The sequence below is a fragment of the Haloarcula sp. MBLA0138 genome, assembly GCF_055632455.1.
The window spans coordinates 118,277-141,486 of record NZ_CM145746.1 but is presented as its reverse complement, the minus strand read 5'-3'; the positions used below and the strand labels follow the sequence as shown (position 1 = coordinate 141,486).

The window sequence follows — 23,210 nt, the reverse complement described above, 5'->3', positions numbered from 1 at the left end:
GGCGCACCCGTAGACTTTTTTCCGGAGCCGAACGACGCGCCAATAGAGCCGCCCGCCGGCTCTGTGACACCATGGAAGTCGACCGATTCAAATCCCAACACGTCCCCACGGACAGCGACGAGCCCTTCCAACTCGAGAACAGCTACACCCTCGACGTGAACGTCGACGGGAGCCTGCAGGCGAAAGCCGGGTCGATGGTCGCGTTCACCGGCGACCTCTCGTTCACCGGCAAGGCCTCCGCCGAGGGCGGCATCACGGGCTTTCTGAAGGAGGCGGCGACCGGCGAGGGCACGCCGGTCATGGAAGTCGAAGGCGACGGCCACGTCTACCTCGCCGACGAGCAGAAGAAGGTCCAGCTGCTCGAACTGGGGGCCGGCGACGACATCACCGTCAACGGCGAGGACGTCCTCGCCTTCGAGTCGAGCGTCTCCTACGAGATAAGCACCATCGACAGCCTCGCCGGCTCCTTCGCCGGCGGCCTCACGAACGTCTATCTACAGGGACCGGGCTACGTCGCGCTGACGACCCACGGCGACCCCATCGTCCTCGAACCGCCAGTCTCGACCGACCCCGCCGCGACGGTCGCGTGGAGCGACACCGCACCCGACGTGGAGGTCAACCGGAGTCTGTCCGACATGGTCGGCCAGGAGTCCGGCGAGCGCTACCAGATGCGCTTCGACGGCGACGGCTTCGTCGTCGTCCAGCCCTACGAGGAACACGGCGCGCAGTAGCCGGCCACACCCCGTCCGCCCGTTCGGTCATCGACCGGCTCAGTTGAACAGCCCGAAGACGCCCCCGGAGTCCTCGTCGTCCTCGGTCTCCGGGTCGGGTTCCCCGTCGTCGACGAACCAACTGTCGTCGACGATGGTTTCGAGGTCTTCCTCGACGGTCTTGCCCTTGAAGAACAGGCCCTCCAGCGCGTCGGTGAGCCGCTGGAAGGCGTCGGCGGCGGGGCTGTCGGGAACGTTGAGCACGAGCGGTTCGTCGGTCGTCGCCTGCGGGTCGTCGGGGACGACCGCCAGCAGCGGGAAGCCGAGGCGGTCGGCGATGTCGGCGACGTCGGTGTGGCGGGTGACGCGGTTGATGATTGCGCCGATGACCTCGCCGTCGATGCGGTCGGCGAGTTCCGCGGTCTTGACCGTGTCGCCGACGGCTACCTCGTCGGGGGTCGTCACGAGGACGATGCCGTCGGCCAGCCCGAGCGGGACCGCCACCTCGTGGCTCAGTCCCGCGCCGGTGTCGATGAGTACCACGTCGTAGGCGTTCCGGAGCGTCTTGATGACCTTCCGGAGTTTCGCCGGGTCCGCGTCGGCGAACGCCTCCAGGGACTGCTCGCCCGGGATGACCGTCAGCCCCCCCGCGGCGTCGGTCAGGGCCTCGCTGACGGCGGCGTCGCCGGCCAGAATCTCGTGGAGGCTCTTGTCCGGTTCGACCGCCAGCATCGCGCCGAGGTTCGCCATCCCGAGGTCCGCGTCGACGACGGCGACGTCGTACCCCTGCTTCTCGAGAGCGACGCCGACGTTGACCGCGGTCGTCGTCTTCCCGACCCCGCCTTTCCCGCCCGCAATCGTACAGACGTACCCCGCCATAGTTCGGTTGCTTGACCACAGGAATGGCAGTCATATAAAGCCGTCCGTCACGTTCTTTACTAACACACCGGACGCGAGCGGCCGCGACGCGGATGCGTCGCGCCCGCCGTTCCCGGGCACCGGCCGCCCGACGGCGGCGCTCACCCCCGCTCGCGCCGCCCTGTCAACAGGTTCTTACGCCGCCTCGGCCAACGGGAAGTAATGAGCGAGCAGGAACAGGAGCAATCAGACAAGCAGAAGTACGAGTTCCGAAAGGTAATCGAGGAACTCAAGGGGTACCGCGGCTCCGGGACCCAACTGGTCTCTATCTACGTTCCGGAGGAGAAGCTACTCAGCGACGTCGTCGCTCACGTCACCCAAGAGCACTCGGAGGCGTCGAACATCAAGTCGAAGGACACCCGAACGGCGGTCCAAGACGCCCTGACCTCCATCAAGGACCGGCTGCGCTACTACGACACGGCACCGGAAAACGGGATGGTGCTGTTCTCGGGGGCCATCGACCAAGGTGGCGGTCGGACCGACATGGTCACCAAGGTCCTCGAAGGGCCGCCCGACCCCATCCAGTCGTTCCGGTACCACTGCGACTCGGAGTTCCTCACCGAACCACTGGAGGAGATGCTGGCCGACAAGGGGCTGTTCGGTCTCGTCGTGCTGGACCGGCGGGAGGCCAACGTCGGGTGGCTGAAGGGCAAACGCGTCGAGCCAGTCAAGTCCGCCTCGTCGCTGGTGCCGGGCAAACAGCGCAAAGGGGGACAGTCGGCCCAGCGGTTCGCCCGCCTGCGACTGGAGGCCATCGACAACTTCTATCAGGAGGTCGCGGGGATGGCAAACGACCTGTTCGTCGACGAGCGCCACGAGATCGACGGCATCCTCGTCGGCGGTCCCTCACCGACCAAAGACGAGTTCCTCGACGGCGACTACCTCCACCACGAGCTACAGGACATGGTGCTGGGGAAGTTCGACGTGGCCTACACCGACGAGTCGGGCCTGTACGACCTCGTCGACGCCGCACAGGACGTGCTCGACGAGCACGAGATGCTGCAGGACAAGCAGGTCATGGAGGAGTTCTTCAAGGAACTCCACGACGGCGACAAGGCCACCTACGGGTTCGACCAGACCCGCCAGAACCTCAACATGGGCGCGGTCGAGCAACTGCTCATCTCAGAGGACCTCCGGAAGGACGTTATCACCTACACCTGCGAGAACGACCACGACGAGTACGAACTCGTCGCCGCGAACGCCGAGACCGAGGCCCACGACTGTACCCGGTGTTCCGCGACCGTCGACGCCGACGCCGCCGACCGCGAGGACGCCATCGATCACCTGATGGAACTGGCCGACCAGCGCGGCACCGAGACGGTGTTCATCTCGACGGACTTCGAGAAAGGCGAGCAGCTACAGACCGCCTTCGGCGGTATCGCCGGTCTCCTCAGGTACTCGACGGGCGTCTAACGGACGCCGAAAGTGGGGGTGAAGTGGTGGGGGGAGGGGGTCGGGTGGGCACAGCACCGGACCACGCGCGGCCACGCAGCGTCGCCGCAGTCGCACCCAAGCGCGACCGACGTAAGTGGGTAGTACCTAATATATGTGGTTCCGTCAGAGGAGCTGTTCGAGCTGCCTGCGCCGGCGGCTGAGGTCGACGTGTGCAGCGTCGCCGTAGCTCGCGCCCAGTCGGTCGACGGCGAGCAGCGGGTCCGTCCCGGCGCGCTCGACGCGTTCGAGGAGCGCGGTTATCTCCGCCCGGTGGACCGCGAGCGCGTCGAGTAGGCCGACGAGTAACACCAGCGGCACTGCGGCCGCCGCCGCCGATGGGAAGGCGTCGTCGACCGCCGAGAAGTCCGGCACGGCGTCGGGGGGCGACGGCTCCGGACGCAGGGCCAGACACGCTCGACAGACCCGCGCGCCCGCGGCGTCGCCCGGCAGGTACTCGCGCAACTCTTCGGAGACGGGAAACGGAACCGTCTCGCCGCCACACTCCGGGCAGTCCATACCGGGGAGTATCGAGCGGGGGGTAGAAGGACGTGTCGCGTGCGCGCCGCCGTGGCGACGGGACAGGCGGGCGGAGAGAAACGGACCGGCGCGGCCGTCAGTCGTCGGCGGCGACGGGTTCGACTTCCTCGTCCTCGGTCTCGGCGGCCTCGACGGCGTCTTCCTCTTCCTCCTTCTTGGCCTTGATTTTCTAAGCGCGCTTGATTTCTTGGCTAAGAAATAAGTGAAAGGCCCCGGAACGTGGGTGTATGGCGACCCACCGTGACGACCCCCGCGACCGCTACGAAAAGGAATTAGACCGGCTGGCGAAGGTGACGGGCGACGGCCCCGCCCCGGACACCGACGGCCCGGGCACGCTACGCGGCGACGTGTCCGAAGACGACGCCGACGCTATCCGTGCCGTGTTAGACGCCCTTGACCCGGACGTGCCGGGCGCTACCTTCCGGGCGAACGGGAACGGTCGGGAAACGAAGGAACCGAAGACGCTGTCGAACTACGCCAGCCGGCTTCGGCTGGCGGCGACGGAAACCGACGGCCCGCTTCTATCCCAAGACACCGATTCTATCAATCAGTTAATGGCTGATATGACAAGCGGGGCCGCCGACGTCGCCCCCGACGACGGGTATTCTTCGAAGGGGACGGTCGGACAGTATCAATCCGCGCTAAAGGCGTTCTACCGCTACCACGACGGGCACGACGTCGACCCCGAAGAAATCCCTGTCTTCGCCCCGGACAAGTCGCCGGTCGACGAACGCGATATGTTCACCGTCGACGAAGTACAGGCTATGCGGGACGCGATCGACAGTCCCCGCGAACGGTGCCTTTTCGAATTGCTGGCGTTCACCGGGCAACGGATTCGGGCGATTCAAACGCTTCGAATCAAGGATATAGACCTTGACGACGACGTTTTGTATCTAAACGAAGACGCCGACGGGCTGAAAGGTGCGTCGGGGAAGCGCCCGCTATTGGGGTCGGAAGCGTATGTTCGCCGGTGGCTGGAATACCACCCGACGGGCGAACCTGACGACTATCTAATCACGCCGAAGGCGACCGGCGGCGGCGAACCCGGCGGTATGATTACGCAAGATACGATTCGCTACCACCTTCGGAAAATCGCCGACAAGGCCGACGTCGACAAGGACGTTCACCCCCATATCTTCCGGCACTATTTCACGACGATAGCGAAGCGGGATTACGACCTTGACGACGCCTATATCAAGCACCTTCGGGGTGACGCGCCGGGGTCGAACGTGATGGAAACGACCTATCGGCACCTGTCCGACGACGACGCGATCGGACACGCGGTAGCGAAGTACCACGGCGAAGAACCTGAAAAGGAAAGCGGGCTTACGCCCGAATCGTGCGGGACGTGTGGTGAAATTCTTGACCCGAACGCGAAGGCGTGCCCGAATTGTGGGGACGTCATTACGCCCGACGCGAAGGCGGCCCAAGAACAGATAGAAGACCAAGTCAAGGGGTCGTATGCCGAAACCGACCCGGAAGACGGCGAAACGATGGAAAAGGTCGACGCCGTCGACGAACTACTTGACGACCCGGACGTGAAACAGGCACTTCTTGAACGACTAACCGGCGACGAATAGGTCGTCAGGGGGTCGCCCGTCGTCGCGGTCGGGCTGGCGACCGTCACCCGTCGTCGTCACTATCAGTCGCCCGCCAGCCGGTGTATGCCGCCGCCAATTCCGCGACGGCTTCCCCGTGCGTATCGGCGTCGGTCGCTTCTATCCCGTTCACGATCGTTTCCGCGTCGTCGGCGTCATAGACTGATATTACCTTTTCTGTCATATCCCGATAGATTCGTCCGAACTATCTTCGGTTTTCCGGCGACTAAGGCGGTGTAACGACGACACATTAATGGTACGGTGCCTGACTATTATGAAGGTCGAACCCGTGATTAAGACTGTACCATGTCGAACGACGACGACCGTGAAATGCGTAGCAAATCGGAAGACAACCAGCGATTCGCGGGGAACAAGAAGACGCCCGCGCCCCTTCATAGCAAGGACGCCAACACGCGGATGAACACGGGCGGGTCAGGGACGAAGCGGGGCGACGACGGAATCACGCTTGCCGGACACGGCCCGGACGGCGGTGCCGCCGACGTGTCGAAGAACGACCGCGACGACGCCGCCGGGTCGGACGTTGACGACTTGGTCGACGACCTAATGAACTTGGACGACCGCGAAAAAGCACGTCGCTATGCCCGGATTATCCTTCGCACCGGCGACCAACTTGCGGAAATAGAATCGACGGTCGACAGTATCGTCGACGCTATCGGCGACGACGACGCCGCCCGGCTAAATGACCGGCTTGCCGACTAATCGGGGACGCACCCCAACACCCAATTATGCCGGGTTCATACCGTAAGACGCGACGGGCTTCCCATAGGCCCTGTCGCGGTAATCGACCGATTCGGTCGTCGTTCGACACCGTCGTCGGTTCCCTGACCCGTTCGGGTCGTAGGGCCGATCGCCCGCGACGGGGTAAGGTCGCCCCCGGCGCGGGTTCTTCGACGTTATCCGTGGTTACACCGTCGACAAGCGGCGCGTATCCCGGCGCGAACCCGGGGTACAGCCGTCGAACGACCGGCTTCCGGGCTTTCCCCCCGGGGGGTGTCCTATGACGACCGACGCCGACGACCCGGACGGCCCGGACACGTCCGACCTATTCCCCGACGTCGCCGACCGCGACGAAGTGCTGGCGTTAGTCGAAGACGGGCTTCGGGAAGCGCACCGGAAGGTCGAATCGGGGCGCGTCTATGACCCTGAAAACGAAAAAGTCCGGCAGGGCTGGCTTCGGACGTTAGGCTACCTTGCGGGCCAATATCGGCAGTTACGCCGGGACGAAGACCTTGAACAAATGCGCCAAGAAATCGACGACCTACGCGACCAAATCGACCACAAATGACCGACGACAAGAAGCGACCGACGCGGCGAAACGTGCGAAGTGAATTAGACGACCTTCGGGACGCTACCCGTGCCGACGTCCCCGAAGTAACGGAAGTGAAAATCACAACAGTCGCCGTCGACCTTCCGCCGGACGAACGCACCGATACGACCGCCCCCGACGACACCGACGACGACGTCGAAGACGGGCGCGACGGGGCCGAAGTGACGGTTCACACCCGGTACGATCGGGAAGCCGGGGAATGGGTCGACGCACGCGACGACGGCGACAGGGACGCCGTCAGGGACGAATGACCGGGGTTCACGCCGAAGGGTCGCCCGACGACCCTGACGACCCCGGGTTAGCCGGGTTCGACGACGCCCGCCAGCCGTGCGGGGCTGATACCGTCGACGGAACGCCGTGCCGTCGCCCGTCGCTACCGGGCGTCGATCGGTGCGAAGTTCACCTTCCCGAAGACGGCTTCGCCGACGGGTAGCGACCCGTCGGGTCGACCGCGCCCGACGTCGTGGGGGGACGCTGGCACGGGTTCGGTCGCCGGTTTCGACGGCGATTCGGTGTAACAGTCACGGATTCCGACAGTAATTCGGTGTAACACCGACAAATCCATTTCATACAATAGTCAATTTACCGATACATTTTTACCATAATAGTCGTCACGCCGTTCATATGGCGCGAAAAATGACGACCACGATTCCCCTAACACCCGACACCCGCGACCGGCTTCGGGAACACGGCGATATGAACGATACATACGACGACGTCGTGCGCCGGCTGTTGGAAGACACCGATACCTGACGGTAGCGGGCTGAAAGTATCGACCGGGGCGTGCGCCAACACGCCCCGAAACGACCGCGACCCGAAGGGGGCCGCCGCCGAAAGTAGGGTTCGCACCAATCGCGGTGCGTCCGGGTCTTGTACGCCCGGAATCTTGTCGGTTTCGGTGGTTCCCGGTGGGGCGCGGCGGGCCGTCGACCCCGCGACGTCGGCACGCCAGCCACAAAATGACGACCACGGACACCACGCCCGACGAATCGACCACCGAAGCCAAAATCGAAGCCAAGCGGGACGCCTTGGAAGCCGTCGCCGATAGTGACCTACCGCTTTCAGACACCGCCGCCGAACTACTTGCGATCGCCGACGGCGACGACAGGGGTGACGGCGACGAATGACGGGCGACGTCGACACCGACGGGTGCCCGGAATGTGCCGCGCTTCCCGGGGCCTTCCCGTGCGCCGGGTGCTACATAGCGGGCGACAAGCCCCTGCCGTCCGACGCCGGGTATGGCGACGGACAGTAGTTCGGGAAGGTCGTCGACCGCGTCGATCGCGTGTCAAACGCCCGGGGTAGGGGACACCGCGTGTTCCCTGCCGTGGGCTGGCGACCGCCGCGCCGACGCGAAGACGGCCCTTTTCCAATACGTCGCGGGAACGCCCGACGGGGCGAATCTACCGCATATCGTTCGTACCGTCTTCGACCCTGACGCCGTCGACAGCGGGGCCGACTATCAGGTAGCGCGTCGATTCTTCGACGGACACCCGGAACTATTCGAAACCGCCCGACGTGACGGCTATCTATGGGTCTTCCCGACGCCAGCCGCACTTACCTTGTTCCGCCGTATGCGTGCGGCAAAACCGCCGGACGGGGACGGGACGGGGTGTAACACGGGCGACGGGCGGGACGATTACGCCAAAGACCGGGCGCGGGCGGCCCTGTCGAAGAATATGACCGTCGGGTCGCCGTCGACGCGGGCGGCCCTTCTTGGGGAATTGGCGACGGAATTAGACGCCGTCGACGGGCTGTATTCCGTCTTCGAACGGGTGCGGGGCGACGTCCCCGAATACCTATGCGTCCCGTATTCAACCCGCTTCAACACGCCGTCACGGGTCGCCGATACGCGGGACACGTTCGACCGGGCTTGGCGGCGGGCGACGGAACGCTTCGACCGGGCGGTGTGTATGACCCTGACGACTGACCCGAAGCGGAACGACAGTATCGCCGACGCGACGACGTCGCTTTTCGAAGCGAAAAACCGGCTGTTATCGTGGCTGGCGATCGACGCGGATTCGGGGCCGCCGCGCCCGGGGTATCGCCCGCCGAACCTGACGGTCTTGGAATACACCGACGACGGGAAGCCGCACTTACACGTCGTCATGTTCGGGCTTCGGTTCGTGACGACGAAGGCGGCCCTGTCGTGGTATTGGTCGGAACGGTGCGACCACGGGGAAGTCGTTTGGTTCGACGGGCTGGCGAACCGGGACGGTCGGTGGCTATGGTCGGGTGACGGCCCCGACGACGCCGACGGGGAAGCGCCCCGGGCGTACCTGTCGAAGTCGCTTCGGGCGCTATCGACGGTCGCGGCTATGTCCCCCGACGACGTCGACGACGCGGCGGCGGCCCGTCGATCGGGCGACCCGGTCGACGCCCCTGACGACCTATGGAAGACGGCTATCTATTGGTCGCTTGAACGCCGGCTATTCACGGGGTCGCCGTCCCTGACGAACGACGCCCCGGACGGCGACGACGTCGACCCTGACGACGCCGATACGTGGCCGCACGTCGCCCGCTATCGCTTCGTCGGGGCGTGCCGGTACGATGACCTTCCCGGCTACGTGCGACAGCGTGCACGGTTCGTGACGCCGCATCAAGTCGACCGGGCGCAACCCCCACCGTGAAGAATATCGCTGTTTTCAGCGAATGCTGATACACGTTCGATTAGACTTTAACACCGGAACATGATTCACTAACCAATCAATCACGTATGGCCGTCGAAATTGTGAACGTAGTTGGGGCCGGTCAACTTCATATCGAACTAGATTTAGAACAATTGGCAAAGGATCTGGATGCCTATTCTGCACGTTATAACCCCGAAAAGTATCCCGGTATCCATATCCAAATGCAAGAAGACGGCCCGACGATAACCCTGTACAGGAATGGGAAGTACCATATCACCGGGCCAGATTCGGTAAATCGACTTCACGAAGTTCGGGAACAATTTTTGACCGCGTTAGATTCCCTTGGAATCGAATATTCGACCAATCGGGACGGGTTTTCTGTACAGAATCTTGTCTGTGTGGCTAATCACGACACTTCGTTTGATCTAAACGCTTTAGCGATTGGATTGGGGCTTGAACACGTCGAATACGAACCCGAACAATTCCCGGGCCTTGTGTATCGAATGGCGGATTCGCCGGCAGTCTTCTTGGTTTTCGCCAGCGGAAAGATCGTGATTACAGGGATGCAATCAATCGACGAAGCCCGGGACGCCTATGCTGATTTCACGGATACTACCGATAGTCTGTATCTAGATTCTACCTGACTATTCGCTTTCGTACACCCGTCGGTATCTGACGACCAATTCGCCGTCGTCTACTTCGTGGTCTATTTCAAAGATATCCCCGGGATTCACGTCGTATTCCCTTACTAATTCTGACGGTATTGTCAAGTCTAAAGAATCAGCCCCATAGTGTTCCCGCGCTTTGACTGTCTTCGACATACTGCAAGGTGCCGCCTTCTAGGCATTTTGTAATTTCTGTGCAGAATGTACAATTTGTGCAGGAAAATAAACCAATCTACAACTGCCAGACATAATTCGATGAAGGTTGAACTACCTGATGACGAAGATGACCGGGAAGCAATTCTTGATTTACCGTTCGACGAACGCGTCGAATATATTCCCCTTCTGTTCGACGAATTATTCATCGACACTTGGGAACAACTGAAGAAGTGGCGTGACGTCACCAAACAAACGGCACAGCCCGACACGGGATATATCGCCCAACACTTGGCGTCCGTGTTTTCTGGAATACCGGGTGAACGAATGCGTGGAAAGGGCGATGACCTTGCTGACGGGTCAGAAGTTAAGACCGCTTCGACTATTTCGGGGGTTGATCGACCCCGATGGAATCACCATATTGGGTCAGAAGACAAGTTGGAAGAATGGTTCAATCTTCCAAACGTATTCTATATACTGATCGATCGAAACAACAGCGACTTCATGCGTATTCGGATTTGGCACGTTAAGCCACCTGAAGACCCTGATTATAGGGAATTACTTCAGCGGTGGTATGATGAAGGGTATACGTCGAACAACTTTCAGGCACACCCCCCACTCGGCGACGACGACAACAAAGTCACCAAGCAGATCGGGAATATCATACTTCCGTTAGCGTTCGAAATGACCATAGAAGACAACGAAATGAATGTCCACAAGGCCGAATTGAACCCGGGGAAAGCGAAATTAGTTCAAGATTCCTTATCTGAATGGCAGGACTAGATTAGAATATATTCGTTTCTTCGTGGGCGTCGAAGAACTTGCGATAAGCCGACCAAAGATCTGTGAATCCGTCGCGAATCGGTTCGGCGATCTGCTTTTGCTGTTCTATGCTTGGATAGGGGACTTCCATATCCCGAAGGTCGCCCTTGTTTATACGGTGGCGGGACGACGACGATCCAGTCACGTGATTACGAATGTATTCCATAGCGGCTTCCGACTTCAGGAAACGGTATAGGTAGTACTTGGTAACTTCTTCGCCGTTCTTCGGCCTAATAATGTACATTTCGCTGGAAGTGACACCTTCGTCAATATGGGGCGGGACGACCGTGATGCGGTTCTTCAGCGGGTTAATCCGCGAAAATATCAAATCACCGCCTTCGAATTTTACTTTTCGGCTGTTGATTTCGGATCCTTTTGTAGTAGTGTACCTGTCGACCATCCCCGTTTCGTCACGCATTTCAGGGATTTCCAGATACACGAATTCTTCGTCGGGATGGTCGGACGGTGTCATCCGGTTTTGGATTATATCTGCGATGTCCCCTAGCCGACGGTTTTCGGCGTCAATATCTACGTTGACAGTCTGGATTTTCTGGAAGTAATTTCGGGGGTCTAGACGTTCCGGCTTCAGCAGATCGTCGGACACCCAAGCGGCACGCCCGCCAGCATCCGTGTTATGAATTGTCCCTTCGGGTACGTCGGTGTCGATTAAATCAAGGAAATTCTGAAGGTCGTTAGCATCAATTTGGACGTAATCGGTCTTTCCGCATTCATACCCGATTTCTTCGGCTTCCCCCATGAACACGCGACCGTCGAATGCAGGGTCATCCCTACCGGTTGATCCGAAGATTAGGCAAGTGCGTGCCATCGACTTACCGAACGGGACGAACGCGCCGGCTGGCAGACTGATTACTGCATCAACACTACAGTTGCCAAGAAGGAATTCGCGGAAGTCGCGATATTCGTCGGTATTCAGGAAGCCTTCAGGTAGAACAATCCCAAAGCGACCGTTATCGTCGTTTAGCAACTGTACGCATTTTTCTGCAAAAAGGATATCCGATGCTTGGTGCCCCTTCCGCCCCAGTCGGAACCCATCAAGGATGTTGCTGTCGTCAATCTTGATGCTGAAGGGTGGATTAGCAAGAATGACGTCAAAACCGTCTTCGACGGGCGCGGGATATCCGTCGTTGTTTGGGGTAAGTGAATCCCCTAAGATCATATTGTCCGTATCCATATCGTGGATATAGTAGTTCAAAACCGCCAATTCGTGGATTGTCGGTTCGACTTCTACCCCAAATATATCGTCGCCGTTTTCGGACAGTTGTCGGTCTTCTAAATAATCATTAGCACTAACCAAGAACCCGGCTGGCCCCGCAGAAGGATCCAAGATTCTATCGTCAGCGTCCGGATCCTGCAGTTCAACCAAGAATTCCCCGATTTCTTTGGGGGTGAAGAATTGACCGAATTCATCCCGAAGGGATTCCCTGATAAAGACTTGATAGACGTCACCGCCCCCTGACGATTTGGATGTGAAGTCGAAGTCGCTGAAGATATCGACAATATCCAGCAGGGTTGATTCGTGGCGTATCCGGACTTCAGCGTCAAAGGATAGTTCAGGTAGTTCAGAAACGGCATCCGCCAACAGGTTGTCAAATCGATTAATAGGGGATTCGTCCCCTTCTTCCAGATACCTTCGATTGAAGCGGTTAGTCGAATTCTTTTCTTCGACGACTTTGACCGTTACTATCTTCGCGATTTCTTCTAGTGCGTCGATAGCCTTCAAACTCTCTTTCCGCGAAAGAATATTCTTACACTTTCTGAATTCGTGTCCGTATCGGATGTTCTGATCGGTGCCTTCCACTTCGGTCAATTTGGTTTGGGACGGATCCTTACTCATGATATCGTACCCCGCTAGGCTGGCACGTGGCAAATTGTATGTGCATAATGTACATAAACTGTGGCCCTTCTGTTCCAGCGGTATACTTCAAATGGGGTTGACCGGCCATATGAATACTGCGCACTACATGGGCGTCGATCACTCGGGGGGTCGCCGTCCCTAACGCACGACGTCGACCCTGACGACCCCGGTACGTGGCCGCACGTCGCCCGTTATCGCTTCGTCGGGTCGTGCCGGTACGGCGACCTTCCGGGCTACGTTCGGGAACGTGCGACGTTCCTGACGGGGCGTGACGGTCGGGGACGGCCCCCGCCGTCGGCGTCGATCGACGCGGGGACGTCGTCGCCCGGGTAGCGGCGGCACCGTCGCATCAGCTTAACCAACACGGGCACCCGTGCCGGCGGGGCTGTTGGTTAAGATCGAATCGGGGGACGCCGGGGCGTCGATAGCCGTGCCTGTCGTCGGGCGGGCGGGAAGGATAGGCGGAAAAAGGGCTAACTTGTCGGGAATTAGATACCGGAACCGTCGGCGGCGACCGGGGCTTCGTCTTCGGATTCTTCTTCTTCGGCTTCACGTTCTTGTCTTGTCTCGGATTCTTTTTTCGCTTTGATTTTCTTCATGCGGAATATCTCCTCGCGCTCCTGCTCTTCGAGCTTCTGCTCGATGTACTCCTTGTTGTCGTGGAGGTCCGGCAGGAGCTTGAACTCGAGGGCGTTGACGCGGCGCTTGGTCGTCTCTATCTCCTCGAGCATCTTCTTCATCGCCGTCTCGACCTCGGCGGCGAGGATGATGTTCTCCAGCAGTTCCTCGTAGGCCTCGGCGGCCTCGTCGATACGGGCGGAAGTGCCCATCACGCCGTAGCCCCGCTCGTCCAGCGACTTTCGGACCTTGCTGGACTCGATCTGGGGGACGACGACGCCCATGATGTTCTTTGACTGGGTCGTCAGTTCGGGGTGTTCTTTCAGCGCGGACGCGGCCCCGCGGACCGCCACGTCGCCCTCCATCGCCCGGGCCATGTCGATGGCGCGCTGGGCGCGGTCGTAGGAGTCGTCGAGGTCCGAGCGGACGTCCTGAGCTTGGTCGAGGATGTCCATGAACTCCATGATGAGCCCGTCGCGTTTCTTCTCGAGGGTGTCGTGCCCACGCTCGGACAGCTCGATGCGGTCCTCTATCTGCATCAGGTTCTTGCGCGTGGGTTTGACGTCCTTAGCCATTACCGGGCCGTTTCGGCCGTAGGCAGTTAATCGTTTTCAGTCGTTTCGACGTCGCTGTCGGAGAGACGGACTGCGGTAGCGGAACCGCGCGCCCGGTGACGGGCGGTCGCGGCGGCGTCAGTCGTCGGCCGGCGACGCGCCGGCAGTGGCGGCGTCGACCGCACCGTCGAGGACGCTGTGACTACGCAACAGGATGTAGCCGAAGCCGACCTTGGCGACGATGTCGATGACCATGAAGCCGGCCGTCTCGGTGCCGATACCGACGACGCCCAGCCCTTCGGTCCCGACGAGCCACCAGACCGGGTAGACGAGCCACACCACAGTCACGAGGTTCCGGAGGGTCCGGAACGTACTCTGTGTATCACCGGGAAGGTCGCTTATCCGCCCGGACAGCGAACTGTACAGGAAGTACAGTAAGACCAGTAGGAAGCCCGTGCTGACGCCCCACCAGACCAGCCGTTCGGCACCCGCCGACAGGACGCCGCTCCCGGTACTCAGCGTCGCGAGGATACCGGTCCCTATCATCAACACGTCGAGGCTGACCAGCGTGGCGATGGTGTTGCGGTCGGCACCGGCCAACAGTCCGAGGTCGTACAACAGCAGGGGTGTGGTGAACAGCCAGTCGGTGTATCGCGCCCAGTATATCGGGTGCTCGCTGCCCCCGAACTCGACGATGGTCAGGCCGAAGCCGAGCGCCATCGCGAGATAGTTGACGAACGCTATCGTCGTTATCAGTATCGTCGCGATGTAGAACTTCTGGCGGCGTTCGTCGGTCTCTCCCCAACCGCGGGCGATGAAGTACAGCGTGCCGAGGAACATGCCTGCGGTACCGATCCACAGCCATATCCCTTCGTTGCCGGGTGCTGGCATAGTACATCTGTACTTTAGGATTGGCAACTGAAGCTTCAAATGCCCAAAATATTGGGTATACGAGGTAGTTCCCGCGGCGGAGAACTGCGAAAACAGAGCGACGGAACCGCGCTTACGCTTCCGCTTCGACGGCTTCGCTCTGGGCGGTCTCGTCCTCGCGGTAGTGCTCCTCGATGAGGTCCTCGTCGATGCGGTTCAGCGCGTCTTTCGGGAGCATCGAGAGCAGGTCCCAGCCGAGTTCGAGCGTCTCGTCGATGGAGCGGTCGGTGTCGAACCCTTGGTCGACGAACTCCTGCTCGAAGCGGTCGGCGAAGTCGAGATACTTGTTGTCCAGTTCCGAGAGGGCCTCGCGGCCGACGATGTTCACGAGGTCGCGCAGGTCCTCACCCTCCGCGTACGCCGCGAATATCTGGTCTTTCACGTCGGCGTGGTCGGCGCGGGTCAGCCCCTCGCCGATGCCGTCGTCCATCAGCCGCGACAGGCTGGGCAGGACGTTGACCGGCGGCTGGACGCCCTGACTGTTGAGGTCGCGGTCGATGTATATCTGGCCCTCGGTGATGTACCCCGTCAGGTCCGGGATGGGGTGGGTGTCGTCGTCACCGGGCATCGTGAGGATGGGAATCTGCGTCACGGAGCCCTCGCGGCCCTCGATGCGGCCGGCCCGCTCGTAGAGCTGGGCGAGGTCCGTGTACATGTACCCGGGGTAGCCACGCCGGCCGGGGACCTCCTCACGCGCGGCACCGATCTCACGCAGCGCCTCGCAGTAGTTGGTCATGTCCGTCAGGATGACCAGCACGTGGTACCCCTTGTCGAAGGCGAGGTACTCGGCGGTGGTCAGCGCCAGCCGCGGCGTGAGCGTCCGCTCGACGGCCGGGTCGTCGGCGAGGTTCATGAAGACGACCGACCGCTCCAGCGCGCCGGTGCGCTCGAAGTCGTCCATGAACTCGTTTGCCTCCTCCTGCGTGATACCCATCGCGCCGAAGATGACGGCGAACTCGGTTCCGTCGTCGTCGTCGCCTTCCTCTTCCTCCGGGACGGAGGCCTGTCGCGCGATCTGGAGCGCGAGGTCGTTGTGGGGCAGCCCCGACGCCGAGAAGATGGGGAGCTTCTGGCCCCGGACCAGCGTGTTCATCCCGTCGATGGAGGAGACGCCGGTCTGGATGAACTCCTCGGGGTACTCCCGGGAGAAGGGGTTGATGGCGGCACCGACGATGTCGCGGCGCTCGTCGGGGACGATCTCCGGCCCGCCGTCGATGGGCTGGCCGGTCCCGTCCATGACCCGCCCGAGCAGGTCCTCGGTGACGGGCATCTTCATGGTCTCGCCGAGGAAGCGAACGGAGGCCTCGCGGTCGATACCCTCCGTCCCCTCGAAGACCTGAATGGCGACGTAGTCGCTGGCGGACTCCAGTACCTGTCCGCGGCGCGTCTCGCCGTCGCCGGTCTCTATCTCGACGATTTCGTCGTAGCCGACCGGCTCGTCGGTCTCGACGAAGACCAGCGGTCCGCTGATTTCCGTGATTGTCTGGTACTCTTTCATTAGTAGAGCTCCTCGAGTTGGGACTCGATGTCGTCTTCGAGGTCGTCGACGTACTCGTTGTAGTCCGCTTGGACGCCGATGCGGTTGAGCTGCGGTGCGGCGTCGATGTCGGTGATCTCCTCGACGGGCACGCCGGCTTCGAGCGCCTCGAAGGCCGCGTCGTTGAACGTCTTGATGCCGTTCATGATGCGGTAGGTCTTCTCGGGCTCACAGTAGGTGTCCACGTCGTGGAAGGCGTTCTGCTGGAGCCACGCCTCGCGCAGGTACCGCGCGACTTCGAGCGTGAGCTGCTGGTCCTCGGGCAGCGCGTCCTTCCCGACGAGCTGGACGATCTCCTGGAGTTCGGCCTCCTCGTCGAGGGTGTCGATGGCCCACTGCCGGGTTTCGGGCCAGTCCTCGCGGACGTTCTCGACGAACCACTCGTCGAGCTGGTCCCGGTACAGCGAGTAGGACTCGTTCCAGTTGATAGAGGGGAAGTGCCGCCGTTCGGCGAGGTCGGCGTCGAGCGCCCAGAACGTCTTGACGATGCGCAGCGTGTTCTGGGTGACCGGCTCCGAGAAGTCCCCGCCGGGCGGGGAGACGGCCCCGATGACCGACACGGAGCCCTCGGTGTCGTTGATGTTCTGGAAGTAGCCGGCCCGCTCGTAGAACTCGCTGAGGCGGGCGGCGAGGTAGGCGGGGTAGCCCTCCTCGCCGGGCATCTCCTCCAGCCGGGAGCTGATCTCGCGCATGGCCTCGGCCCACCGGGAGGTGGAGTCGGCCATCAGCGCCACGTCGTACCCCATGTCGCGGAAGTACTCCGCGATGGTGATACCGGTGTACACGCAGGACTCCCGTGCCGCCACGGGCATGTTCGACGTGTTGGCGATGAGGCAGGTCCGGTCCATCAGCGCGTTGCCGGTGGTCGGGTCCTCGAGTTCCGGGAAGTCCTCGATGACTTCCGTCATCTCGTTGCCACGCTCGCCACAGCCGACGTAGACGACGATGTCCGCGTCGGCCCACTTGGCGAGCTGGTGCTGGGTGACCGTCTTCCCGGAACCGAAGGGCCCGGGAATCGCCGCGGTACCGCCCTTGGCGATGGGGAACAGGCCGTCCAGCACGCGCTGGCCCGAGATGAGCGGCTCGGTCGGGGTCTCCTTCTCGACGGTCGGGCGCTGCTGGCGCACCGGCCACTCCTGTCGCATCTGGATCTCCTCGCCGGAGTCCAGTTCGACGACCGTCTCCTCGACGGTGAAGTCGCCGGACTCGGTCGAGACGACCTCGCCGCCCTCGTAGTCGGGCGGGACCATGACCTTGTGCTCGATGCTGGGGGTCTCGGGGACGGTCCCGACGATGTCGCCGGCCTCGACCTCGTCGCCGGCCTCGACGGTCGGTTCGAACTCCCACGTCTTCTCCAGGTCGATGCCGGGCGCGTCGACGCCGCGGTCGAGGTACGCCGAGCCCATCTTCTCCTCGAGGACGTCGAGCGGGCGCTGGACGCCGTCGTAGATGGCGTCGAGCATGCCCGGCCCGAGGTCCACGGACAGCGGCGCACCGGTCCCCTCGACGGGTTCGCCGGGGGAGACGCCGGAGGTCTCCTCGTACACCTGAATGGTGGTGATGTTGCCTTCTATCTCGATGACCTCGCCCATCAGCCCTTCCTGACCGACGTAGACGACGTCGTTCATCCGGGCGTCGAGGTCTCGAGCCGTTACGACCGGTCCCGAGACGCTTTCGATGATGCCGTCCTCGCGGACGTCGGATTCTGTTGCTTGACTCATAGTTTACTCTTCGTCCATCAGGTCGATGCCGATGGCTCGCTTTATCTGTTCACGCAGTCCACCGCTCCCGGCACCGCCGCCCAGCGTCACCAGCACGGGTTCGACGCTGGTCTCGGCCGTGTTGCGGACGCCACGGGAGAGGTGGTCGAGGTCGTCGTCGTGCATGACGACGATGCCGACGTCGTCGTCGCCGAGCATCTCCTCGACCGCGTCGTCCAACTGCTCGTCTTTCTGTTCCGGCGGGACGTCCGCGAACTTGCGGACGCCGGCCAGTCGGAAGCCCGTCGTGAACTCCGGGCTGCCGATGACGGCTATCTCTTGGCTCATAGTATCACCAGTTCCTGTTCGATCTCGTCGGGACCCAGCCCCGCCTCACGGCCGCGCGCGACGGCGCGGATGTTGTCGACCTCGCGCTCCTTGGCGAGGACGTACGAGAGGACGGGACAGACCGACAGCGGGTAGCGGTTCGAGAGTCGGTCGGCGTATTCGAGCAGTGCCGCCTCCAACGCCCGCTCGAACTCGATGAGGTTGTCGGCGTCTTCCAGCGCCGACAGCGCCGCGTCGAGGTCGTCGCCGTAGGTGCTCTCGCGGACCGCCGCGGCCAACTGGTCCGTGCTGGCGGCCAGCCCGGCCAGTTCCTGCTGGTCGAACAGCGCGCCGCCCTCGATGTAGTACTCCGAGGGGTCGATGTCGGCCCCGCTCCGGGCGAGCCGGAGCGCGTTCCGGAGGTTCCGGAAGTCGACTTCCGACTGCAGGAACTCGACGTACAGCCCGGTCGGGCTGTCGATTTCTGGGTTGTCCGGGAGACCGGACAGCAGGCTCTCGTAGAACGCGCGGTCGATGGCGTTTTCCAGCGGCACGAGGACCTGCGATTCCTCGTAGACGCCGTAGGCCTCGGCCAGCGACTCCCCGAAGATAGTGTCGTCGAGCAGTTCGACGACCGCCTCGATGGACTCCGCACCGAGCAACTGGTCGATGCGGGTGTCGTCGAACTCGCCGGCGCGGATGAGGTCGTCCTCGACCTCGGTCCGGTCGATGTCGGAGTAGAGGCCACGGACGACGGTCTTGACGTTCCACGCGTCGAACTTCCGCAGATACCGGGCGACGTAGTCGTACAGCGCGCCCTCGGACCAGTCCAGCAGGTCGTCGAAGTGCTTGGCGAGGTTCCGGTTCAGCGCGTACTCGACGAGGTCGACCCCGTTGTACCGGGAGCCGAGCGCGTTCATTTCGGCCTCGTACTCCGTTTCCTCCATGAAGCGGGCTATCTCGCCCGTCCCCATGCGGACCAGCTTGCGGTAGTCGTCGTCGTCGAACAGCGCGGCGCGACGGGAGCGGACCCGAGCGATGACGTACTCGTAGTTGCTTCCCCGGTCGCGCTTTGCCGTCGCTTCGCGGCTCATTGTGAGTCGAAGAGTCGCTCGCTGATGTCTTTCAGGTTGTCCTCCCAGACCGACTCCAGCACGGAGTCGAACGTGTTGTTCACACGGACGCGGGAGGAGTCGCTCTCGACGACCACTCCGCCGAGACAGTCGTGTTCGCCGGCGTACGTTGCGTCGTCGTAATCGTCGAGGACATCCGAAAGCAGCGCCTCGTCGTCGGCGCTGCCGTAGACGGACAGGTCGGCCCCGTCGTCGAACTCCGTGACCGCCGCGTCCAGCAGCGCCCGCGTGAGTTCCTCGCGGCGGTCGCCGTCGAGGTCGGTGAGCGCCGCTTCGACGTCCGAGCGGACGTCTTCGAGGATGTCGCGGCGGGCACCGAGCCGGGCCTGCTTGGCCTCTAGCTTGGCGGAGGAGAGGCGCTGTTCGCGCGTTTGCTCGATTTCGCGCTCGACCTCGGCCTCGCGCTCCTCGCGGATGCGCTCGGCGTCGGCCTCGGCCTCGGAGAGGATCTCCTCGGCGCGCTCGTCGGCGTCGTCCCGAATCTCCTCTGCACGCGCGCGGGCTTCGTCTCGGATGTCCTCTACGACTGTATCAAGGCTCATTGTTGGAAAAGGGGAGGAGGTTATCCGAGGATGAAGACGACGACCAGCGCGAGGATGACGAGTGTCTCCGGCAGGACCGTCAGGATGAGGCCACGACCGAACATGCTGTCGTCCTCGGCGATAGCGCCCACGGCGGCGGCACCGATGCCACGCTCGGCGTAGCCCGACCCGAGGGCGGCCAGCCCGACGGCGAGCGCCGCGGCGGCACCGGCGGGGATGGCGGGTGCGGCGGCGCTGGCTTCCTGCTGCAGTACAACGCTAACGGCTGAGAGTAGTGCGCTCATGGTTTTGTAGTCCTCTCTGGGATTGCTCGTGTCCGAACAGGCGTATGTGACCCCACGGAGTTCATAAAGCTTCCCAAAACGCTTCGTCAGGTGGCTATCCGCCCGATTTAGACGCTCTGGCGGGTGCGGGTGTGAGCTGGTACCAGCCGCCGAGCCGGCGTGTGAGCGGGCGAGGCCGCTGGCTGGGCGTCACAGCGGCGAGAAACGGAGGCGAGCGCGGGCGCTGTGCCGACCGGCGACCGCGCCGGTCGGCGAAGCAACGACAGGACGGAAGCCGTCCCGTCAGTCCTCGGTGGTGTAGTTCCGCTCGTAGCCGAAGGGGTTGTAGGCCTTGCCGCCGCCCTCGAAGAACTTGCCGAAGAACTCGACGTACTCGAGACGGACGCCCTGCAGACCGGCGCTGGTGACCCCGAGGACGAGCACGAGGACGTGCCCGAGGACCAGCACGAGCAGGCCGCCGACGACGCCGGCGATGCCCGAGTGCATCAGGCCGCCGAACATGACCTCGGTGACCTCGTGGCCGTGGTAGGTCCCCTGTTCGAGCATGTGCTGTGGCGAGTGGCTGATGCCGAAGTGCCACTCCGCGCCGTGGCTCGTCTCGACGACGTAGACGCCGAAAAAGAGGAGATTGACCACGAAGGCCATCCCCGCCTTGGCGAGCAACACGGCGGCCAGCCGCGTGTACGACAGCACGTTCACGAACACGTTGAGGAACTCGACGACCTCGATGGGGTCGGCGAGCGCGAGCAGGACCAGCCCGACGGCGAAGACGAGCAGCCACGCCGAGATGGGGAAGCCGGCGACGCTGAACACGTTGAGGGCCGGCAGGCCGGCGAACCCGAGCGCGAACGGGTGGCCGGCGAAGATGCCTTCCTCGGCCGTGTACAGGAAGTCCGGTGCAGCACCCATCGCGCCGGAGAACACCCACGCCCAGAGACCGAACAGCATCAGCAGCCACGAACCGCTCTCGGTGAGGGCGTCCCAGATACCGTGGCTCAGGTTCTCGACGAAGTCGAACGTCCAGCCGACGGCGAGGTGGAGCATCCCGGCGAGCAGACTGATCGTCAGCCACGCGATGGCGTAGTCGCTGAACGCGGGTTGAAGCCCCTTGTGGACCGGTGCCTCGGCGAAGCCAAGCGCCGGCCAGACGACGTTCGATATCGTGTGTAGTCCGAATATCTCGCCGTAGAGGAAGCCGAACAACACGGTGAACCCGCCGGCCCACATCGCCACGCCGCCGAGGCTCTTGAGCACGTCGCCCTCGACCCGCGTGTACAGGCCGTAGCCGGCGAGGAAGTAGAGCAGTCCGTACCCCACGTCGCCTATCATGAACCCGTAGAACGCCGGGAACGTGAGGAAGAAGACGACCGTCGGGTCGAACTCGCCGTACTTCGGGCGGTTGACGACCTCGACGAGCGACTCGAAGGGCTTGACCGCGCCGGGGTTGTCCTGAATGACCGGCGGGTCGGCGTCGCCCATCGTGACGACGCCGCCGTCGGCCCGCGGCTCGGCCGCGCTCGGCGTGCCGCCGTCGGCGACGGCCTCTTGCGACCCGTCGCTCTCGGCGGCGGCCGTGACGCCGCCCTCGCCGCCGCTGTCGGACTCGACTTCCTCGTGGGACTCCGCGTGGCCGTGCCCGTCGTAGTCGGCGACGGCCACCTTCTCGACGTCGATGGCCGCGCCGACGGCATCGACGACGGACTCCTTGAACTCCGCGAAGCGGTCGTCGGGAATCCATCCCTCGGCGACGAAGGCGTTCTCCGTCGTGGCGAAGGTCAACGGTGCCTCGGCCTTCTGGACCTCGATAGTCAGCTTCTCCTCGGCCGCCAGCAGGAAGCCGGCGTAGTCCAGTCGGAGGTCGTCGAGTTCGTCCTCGACGGTCGTGAGCTTGGATTCGAGCTGCTGCTTGCGGTGTTCCAGTTCGTCGAGGAACTCGGCGGGGTTGCCCTCGCCGTCGGGGACTTCGAGCGCCGAGAAGGAAGCGCTGACCAGCGCGTCCTGTAGCGTTCCCTCGTCGGCGCGGGCGACGGCGGCGACGACGCCGTCCTCGTCGAACAGCTGGTAGACGTCTATCTCGCTGTTGGCGAGGGCGTCCCGAACGTCGCCGGGGTCGCCCTCACCGACGGCGACCGAGACGTGGTCGTAGCCACGGAGCAGGTCGAGGTCGATGCCGAGCGTGACGAACGGCTCCATCGTGTCGATCTGCTCTTCGACCGCGCGGAGGTCGTCGCGGACCTCGTCGCGGCGGTCGTCGAGTTCGTTGACCTGCTGGCGGATGTCTTCCAGTTCCTCGTCGAGGGCGTCGTCGGTCACCAGCCGCGTCGGGCCGGCGTCGGCCTCGTCGACGTCGAGAATCGACTGCAGGGAGCGGACGGTGACCAGTTGGTCGGAGGCCTCGTCGGCCCCCTCGGCGGGGTCGCCCGGCTCGAACCCGTCCCACGAGCCGTCGTACTCGGTGACGTGGAGCATGTCGAGACCGTGGACGGCCTCGACGATGTCGTCCATGACGCGCTTCGACCCGGTTACCGAGACGCGACACATTCGCTCAGGTCTGAGCATGTACCGCCTCCTCGAACAGGTCGGTGACGTGGTCGACCACCTCGTCGGTCTTTCCGGCCGCCTGCGATTCGAGGTCCTCGCGGGCTGACTCGCCCTCCTCGACGAGCTCCTCGCGCTCGTCTTCGATGTCGGCGAGGGCGTCCTCGAGGCGCTCCTCGGCGGCCGCGTCGGCCTCCTCGCGGGCCTGTTCACGTATCTCCTCGGCCTCCTCTCGGGCCGACTCGAGTCGCTCCTCGCGGTCCTTCTCGGCCTCAGCGACGATGTCGTCGGCCTCCTGCTCGGCCTCCTTTATCCTGTCGAGAACTTCTGGCCGTGGCATTTGCTAATCGTGTGAC

Annotated in this window: 26 protein-coding genes; 11 read left to right on the top strand and 15 right to left on the bottom strand. The window is 62.8% G+C overall.

Going from position 1 to position 23,210, the window contains the following annotated elements; translation table 11 throughout:
* Nucleotides 1-71: 71 nt before the first annotated feature.
* Nucleotides 72-731, top strand: a complete 660-nt coding sequence (locus tag ACV7JO_RS00740) for an AIM24 family protein (protein ID WP_470354428.1) — start codon at nucleotides 72-74, stop codon at nucleotides 729-731.
* Nucleotides 732-770: 39 nt separating this feature from the next.
* Here ACV7JO_RS00740 and ACV7JO_RS00735 read toward each other — a convergent pair whose 3' ends face one another.
* The gene (locus tag ACV7JO_RS00735) at nucleotides 771-1,589 is read right to left on the bottom strand and encodes a MinD/ParA family ATP-binding protein (RefSeq protein ID WP_470354427.1); all 819 of its coding nucleotides are present in this window, start codon (nucleotides 1,587-1,589) and stop codon (nucleotides 771-773) included.
* Between the two features lie 201 nt (nucleotides 1,590-1,790).
* Between ACV7JO_RS00735 and prf1 the strand changes: the two genes are divergently transcribed.
* Nucleotides 1,791-3,041, top strand: coding sequence for a peptide chain release factor aRF-1 (gene prf1, locus ACV7JO_RS00730; RefSeq protein ID WP_470354426.1), 1,251 nt, complete (start codon nucleotides 1,791-1,793; stop codon nucleotides 3,039-3,041).
* Between the two features lie 144 nt (nucleotides 3,042-3,185).
* Here the strand turns inward: prf1 and ACV7JO_RS00725 are convergent, their stop codons facing one another.
* Complete coding sequence (locus ACV7JO_RS00725; protein WP_470354425.1) at nucleotides 3,186-3,578, bottom strand: DUF6276 family protein; 393 nt, start codon at nucleotides 3,576-3,578, stop codon at nucleotides 3,186-3,188.
* A 248-nt stretch (nucleotides 3,579-3,826) separates the two neighbouring features.
* Between ACV7JO_RS00725 and ACV7JO_RS00720 the strand changes: the two genes are divergently transcribed.
* Entirely contained in the window at nucleotides 3,827-5,179 is a 1,353-nt protein-coding gene (locus tag ACV7JO_RS00720; RefSeq protein ID WP_470354424.1) for a tyrosine-type recombinase/integrase, read from the top strand.
* A gap of 43 nt (nucleotides 5,180-5,222) precedes the next feature.
* Here ACV7JO_RS00720 and ACV7JO_RS00715 read toward each other — a convergent pair whose 3' ends face one another.
* Complete coding sequence (locus tag ACV7JO_RS00715; RefSeq protein WP_470354423.1) at nucleotides 5,223-5,381, bottom strand: hypothetical protein; 159 nt, start codon at nucleotides 5,379-5,381, stop codon at nucleotides 5,223-5,225.
* A gap of 122 nt (nucleotides 5,382-5,503) precedes the next feature.
* Here ACV7JO_RS00715 and ACV7JO_RS00710 point away from each other — a divergent pair, with 122 nt between their 5' ends.
* From ACV7JO_RS00710 to ACV7JO_RS00680, 7 genes are all read left to right on the top strand, one after another.
* On the top strand, nucleotides 5,504-5,917 hold the full coding sequence (locus tag ACV7JO_RS00710; protein ID WP_470354422.1) for a hypothetical protein: 414 nt from the start codon (nucleotides 5,504-5,506) through the stop codon (nucleotides 5,915-5,917).
* Between the two features lie 298 nt (nucleotides 5,918-6,215).
* Entirely contained in the window at nucleotides 6,216-6,503 is a 288-nt protein-coding gene (locus ACV7JO_RS00705) for a DUF8136 domain-containing protein (RefSeq protein ID WP_470354421.1), read from the top strand.
* A complete protein-coding gene (locus tag ACV7JO_RS00700) occupies nucleotides 6,500-6,796 on the top strand; it encodes a hypothetical protein (RefSeq protein WP_470354420.1) in 297 nt (98 codons plus the stop codon). Before ACV7JO_RS00705 ends, ACV7JO_RS00700 begins: the two co-directional genes overlap by 4 nt.
* A 373-nt stretch (nucleotides 6,797-7,169) precedes the next feature.
* A complete protein-coding gene (locus ACV7JO_RS00695) occupies nucleotides 7,170-7,298 on the top strand; it encodes a DUF7557 family protein (protein ID WP_470354419.1) in 129 nt (42 codons plus the stop codon).
* A 206-nt stretch (nucleotides 7,299-7,504) separates the two neighbouring features.
* Nucleotides 7,505-7,672: a hypothetical protein gene (locus ACV7JO_RS00690; RefSeq protein ID WP_470354418.1), complete on the top strand. Its 168-nt coding sequence runs from the start codon at nucleotides 7,505-7,507 to the stop codon at nucleotides 7,670-7,672.
* Nucleotides 7,673-7,783: 111 nt separating this feature from the next.
* The gene (locus ACV7JO_RS00685) at nucleotides 7,784-9,175 is read left to right on the top strand and encodes a DUF8148 domain-containing protein (RefSeq protein ID WP_470354417.1); all 1,392 of its coding nucleotides are present in this window, start codon (nucleotides 7,784-7,786) and stop codon (nucleotides 9,173-9,175) included.
* Nucleotides 9,176-9,261: 86 nt separating this feature from the next.
* On the top strand, nucleotides 9,262-9,819 hold the full coding sequence (locus ACV7JO_RS00680; RefSeq protein ID WP_470354416.1) for a TATA-box-binding protein: 558 nt from the start codon (nucleotides 9,262-9,264) through the stop codon (nucleotides 9,817-9,819).
* Here the strand turns inward: ACV7JO_RS00680 and ACV7JO_RS00675 are convergent, their stop codons facing one another.
* Entirely contained in the window at nucleotides 9,820-9,996 is a 177-nt protein-coding gene (locus ACV7JO_RS00675; protein ID WP_470354415.1) for an AbrB/MazE/SpoVT family DNA-binding domain-containing protein, read from the bottom strand.
* A gap of 99 nt (nucleotides 9,997-10,095) precedes the next feature.
* Between ACV7JO_RS00675 and ACV7JO_RS00670 the strand changes: the two genes are divergently transcribed.
* A complete protein-coding gene (locus ACV7JO_RS00670; RefSeq protein ID WP_470354414.1) occupies nucleotides 10,096-10,776 on the top strand; it encodes a MamI family restriction endonuclease in 681 nt (226 codons plus the stop codon).
* A 1-nt stretch (nucleotide 10,777) separates the two neighbouring features.
* Here ACV7JO_RS00670 and ACV7JO_RS00665 read toward each other — a convergent pair whose 3' ends face one another.
* The 11 genes from ACV7JO_RS00665 to ahaH form a co-directional block, all read right to left on the bottom strand.
* Nucleotides 10,778-12,670 (bottom strand): N-6 DNA methylase, encoded by a 1,893-nt coding sequence (locus ACV7JO_RS00665; protein ID WP_470354413.1) that lies wholly within the window; start codon nucleotides 12,668-12,670, stop codon nucleotides 10,778-10,780.
* Nucleotides 12,671-13,179: 509 nt separating this feature from the next.
* Nucleotides 13,180-13,884, bottom strand: coding sequence for a V-type ATP synthase subunit D (locus ACV7JO_RS00660; RefSeq protein WP_470354412.1), 705 nt, complete (start codon nucleotides 13,882-13,884; stop codon nucleotides 13,180-13,182).
* A 117-nt stretch (nucleotides 13,885-14,001) separates the two neighbouring features.
* Nucleotides 14,002-14,703 (bottom strand): bacteriorhodopsin, encoded by a 702-nt coding sequence (locus ACV7JO_RS00655; protein WP_470354411.1) that lies wholly within the window; start codon nucleotides 14,701-14,703, stop codon nucleotides 14,002-14,004.
* A gap of 163 nt (nucleotides 14,704-14,866) precedes the next feature.
* Entirely contained in the window at nucleotides 14,867-16,291 is a 1,425-nt protein-coding gene (locus ACV7JO_RS00650; protein WP_470354410.1) for an ATP synthase subunit B, read from the bottom strand.
* Nucleotides 16,291-18,051: an ATP synthase subunit A gene (locus ACV7JO_RS00645; RefSeq protein ID WP_470354409.1), complete on the bottom strand. Its 1,761-nt coding sequence runs from the start codon at nucleotides 18,049-18,051 to the stop codon at nucleotides 16,291-16,293. The genes ACV7JO_RS00650 and ACV7JO_RS00645 overlap by 1 nt, the downstream gene beginning before the upstream one ends.
* 3 nt (nucleotides 18,052-18,054) lie before the next feature.
* Complete coding sequence (locus tag ACV7JO_RS00640; protein ID WP_470354408.1) at nucleotides 18,055-18,378, bottom strand: V-type ATP synthase subunit F; 324 nt, start codon at nucleotides 18,376-18,378, stop codon at nucleotides 18,055-18,057.
* Nucleotides 18,375-19,451: a V-type ATP synthase subunit C gene (locus ACV7JO_RS00635; protein WP_470354407.1), complete on the bottom strand. Its 1,077-nt coding sequence runs from the start codon at nucleotides 19,449-19,451 to the stop codon at nucleotides 18,375-18,377. The genes ACV7JO_RS00640 and ACV7JO_RS00635 overlap by 4 nt, the downstream gene beginning before the upstream one ends.
* Nucleotides 19,448-20,032 carry a V-type ATP synthase subunit E gene (locus tag ACV7JO_RS00630; RefSeq protein ID WP_470354406.1) on the bottom strand — a complete coding sequence of 195 codons (585 nt, stop codon included), beginning with the start codon at nucleotides 20,030-20,032 and terminating at the stop codon, nucleotides 19,448-19,450. The genes ACV7JO_RS00635 and ACV7JO_RS00630 overlap by 4 nt, the downstream gene beginning before the upstream one ends.
* A gap of 20 nt (nucleotides 20,033-20,052) precedes the next feature.
* On the bottom strand, nucleotides 20,053-20,316 hold the full coding sequence (locus ACV7JO_RS00625) for a F0F1 ATP synthase subunit C (RefSeq protein WP_470354405.1): 264 nt from the start codon (nucleotides 20,314-20,316) through the stop codon (nucleotides 20,053-20,055).
* Nucleotides 20,317-20,598: 282 nt separating this feature from the next.
* Nucleotides 20,599-22,875 (bottom strand): V-type ATP synthase subunit I, encoded by a 2,277-nt coding sequence (locus ACV7JO_RS00620; RefSeq protein ID WP_470354404.1) that lies wholly within the window; start codon nucleotides 22,873-22,875, stop codon nucleotides 20,599-20,601.
* The gene (gene ahaH, locus ACV7JO_RS00615) at nucleotides 22,862-23,194 is read right to left on the bottom strand and encodes an ATP synthase archaeal subunit H (RefSeq protein WP_470354403.1); all 333 of its coding nucleotides are present in this window, start codon (nucleotides 23,192-23,194) and stop codon (nucleotides 22,862-22,864) included. Before ahaH ends, ACV7JO_RS00620 begins: the two co-directional genes overlap by 14 nt.
* Between the last annotated feature and the right edge of the window lie 16 nt (nucleotides 23,195-23,210).

Excerpts from the sequence above, each read along its gene's own strand:
- ACV7JO_RS00735 (WP_470354427.1), bottom strand. The coding sequence starts at position 1,589 with ATGGCGGGGTACGTCTGTACGATTGCGGGCGGGAAAGGCGGGGTCGGG.
- ACV7JO_RS00685 (WP_470354417.1), top strand. The coding sequence starts at position 7,784 with ATGGCGACGGACAGTAGTTCGGGAAGGTCGTCGACCGCGTCGATCGCG.
- ACV7JO_RS00645 (WP_470354409.1), bottom strand. The coding sequence starts at position 18,051 with ATGAGTCAAGCAACAGAATCCGACGTCCGCGAGGACGGCATCATCGAA.
- ACV7JO_RS00640 (WP_470354408.1), bottom strand. The coding sequence starts at position 18,378 with ATGAGCCAAGAGATAGCCGTCATCGGCAGCCCGGAGTTCACGACGGGC.
- ACV7JO_RS00700 (WP_470354420.1), top strand. The coding sequence starts at position 6,500 with ATGACCGACGACAAGAAGCGACCGACGCGGCGAAACGTGCGAAGTGAA.
- ACV7JO_RS00630 (WP_470354406.1), bottom strand. The coding sequence starts at position 20,032 with ATGAGCCTTGATACAGTCGTAGAGGACATCCGAGACGAAGCCCGCGCG.
- ACV7JO_RS00680 (WP_470354416.1), top strand. The coding sequence starts at position 9,262 with ATGGCCGTCGAAATTGTGAACGTAGTTGGGGCCGGTCAACTTCATATC.
- ACV7JO_RS00625 (WP_470354405.1), bottom strand. The coding sequence starts at position 20,316 with ATGAGCGCACTACTCTCAGCCGTTAGCGTTGTACTGCAGCAGGAAGCC.
- ACV7JO_RS00690 (WP_470354418.1), top strand. The coding sequence starts at position 7,505 with ATGACGACCACGGACACCACGCCCGACGAATCGACCACCGAAGCCAAA.
- prf1 (WP_470354426.1), top strand. The coding sequence starts at position 1,791 with ATGAGCGAGCAGGAACAGGAGCAATCAGACAAGCAGAAGTACGAGTTC.
- ACV7JO_RS00665 (WP_470354413.1), bottom strand. The coding sequence starts at position 12,670 with ATGAGTAAGGATCCGTCCCAAACCAAATTGACCGAAGTGGAAGGCACC.
- ACV7JO_RS00650 (WP_470354410.1), bottom strand. The coding sequence starts at position 16,291 with ATGAAAGAGTACCAGACAATCACGGAAATCAGCGGACCGCTGGTCTTC.
- ahaH (WP_470354403.1), bottom strand. The coding sequence starts at position 23,194 with ATGCCACGGCCAGAAGTTCTCGACAGGATAAAGGAGGCCGAGCAGGAG.
- ACV7JO_RS00695 (WP_470354419.1), top strand. The coding sequence starts at position 7,170 with ATGGCGCGAAAAATGACGACCACGATTCCCCTAACACCCGACACCCGC.
- ACV7JO_RS00675 (WP_470354415.1), bottom strand. The coding sequence starts at position 9,996 with ATGTCGAAGACAGTCAAAGCGCGGGAACACTATGGGGCTGATTCTTTA.
- ACV7JO_RS00660 (WP_470354412.1), bottom strand. The coding sequence starts at position 13,884 with ATGGCTAAGGACGTCAAACCCACGCGCAAGAACCTGATGCAGATAGAG.
- ACV7JO_RS00740 (WP_470354428.1), top strand. The coding sequence starts at position 72 with ATGGAAGTCGACCGATTCAAATCCCAACACGTCCCCACGGACAGCGAC.
- ACV7JO_RS00725 (WP_470354425.1), bottom strand. The coding sequence starts at position 3,578 with ATGGACTGCCCGGAGTGTGGCGGCGAGACGGTTCCGTTTCCCGTCTCC.
- ACV7JO_RS00635 (WP_470354407.1), bottom strand. The coding sequence starts at position 19,451 with ATGAGCCGCGAAGCGACGGCAAAGCGCGACCGGGGAAGCAACTACGAG.
- ACV7JO_RS00620 (WP_470354404.1), bottom strand. The coding sequence starts at position 22,875 with ATGCTCAGACCTGAGCGAATGTGTCGCGTCTCGGTAACCGGGTCGAAG.
- ACV7JO_RS00705 (WP_470354421.1), top strand. The coding sequence starts at position 6,216 with ATGACGACCGACGCCGACGACCCGGACGGCCCGGACACGTCCGACCTA.
- ACV7JO_RS00670 (WP_470354414.1), top strand. The coding sequence starts at position 10,096 with ATGAAGGTTGAACTACCTGATGACGAAGATGACCGGGAAGCAATTCTT.
- ACV7JO_RS00715 (WP_470354423.1), bottom strand. The coding sequence starts at position 5,381 with ATGACAGAAAAGGTAATATCAGTCTATGACGCCGACGACGCGGAAACG.
- ACV7JO_RS00710 (WP_470354422.1), top strand. The coding sequence starts at position 5,504 with ATGTCGAACGACGACGACCGTGAAATGCGTAGCAAATCGGAAGACAAC.
- ACV7JO_RS00720 (WP_470354424.1), top strand. The coding sequence starts at position 3,827 with ATGGCGACCCACCGTGACGACCCCCGCGACCGCTACGAAAAGGAATTA.
- ACV7JO_RS00655 (WP_470354411.1), bottom strand. The coding sequence starts at position 14,703 with ATGTTCCTCGGCACGCTGTACTTCATCGCCCGCGGTTGGGGAGAGACC.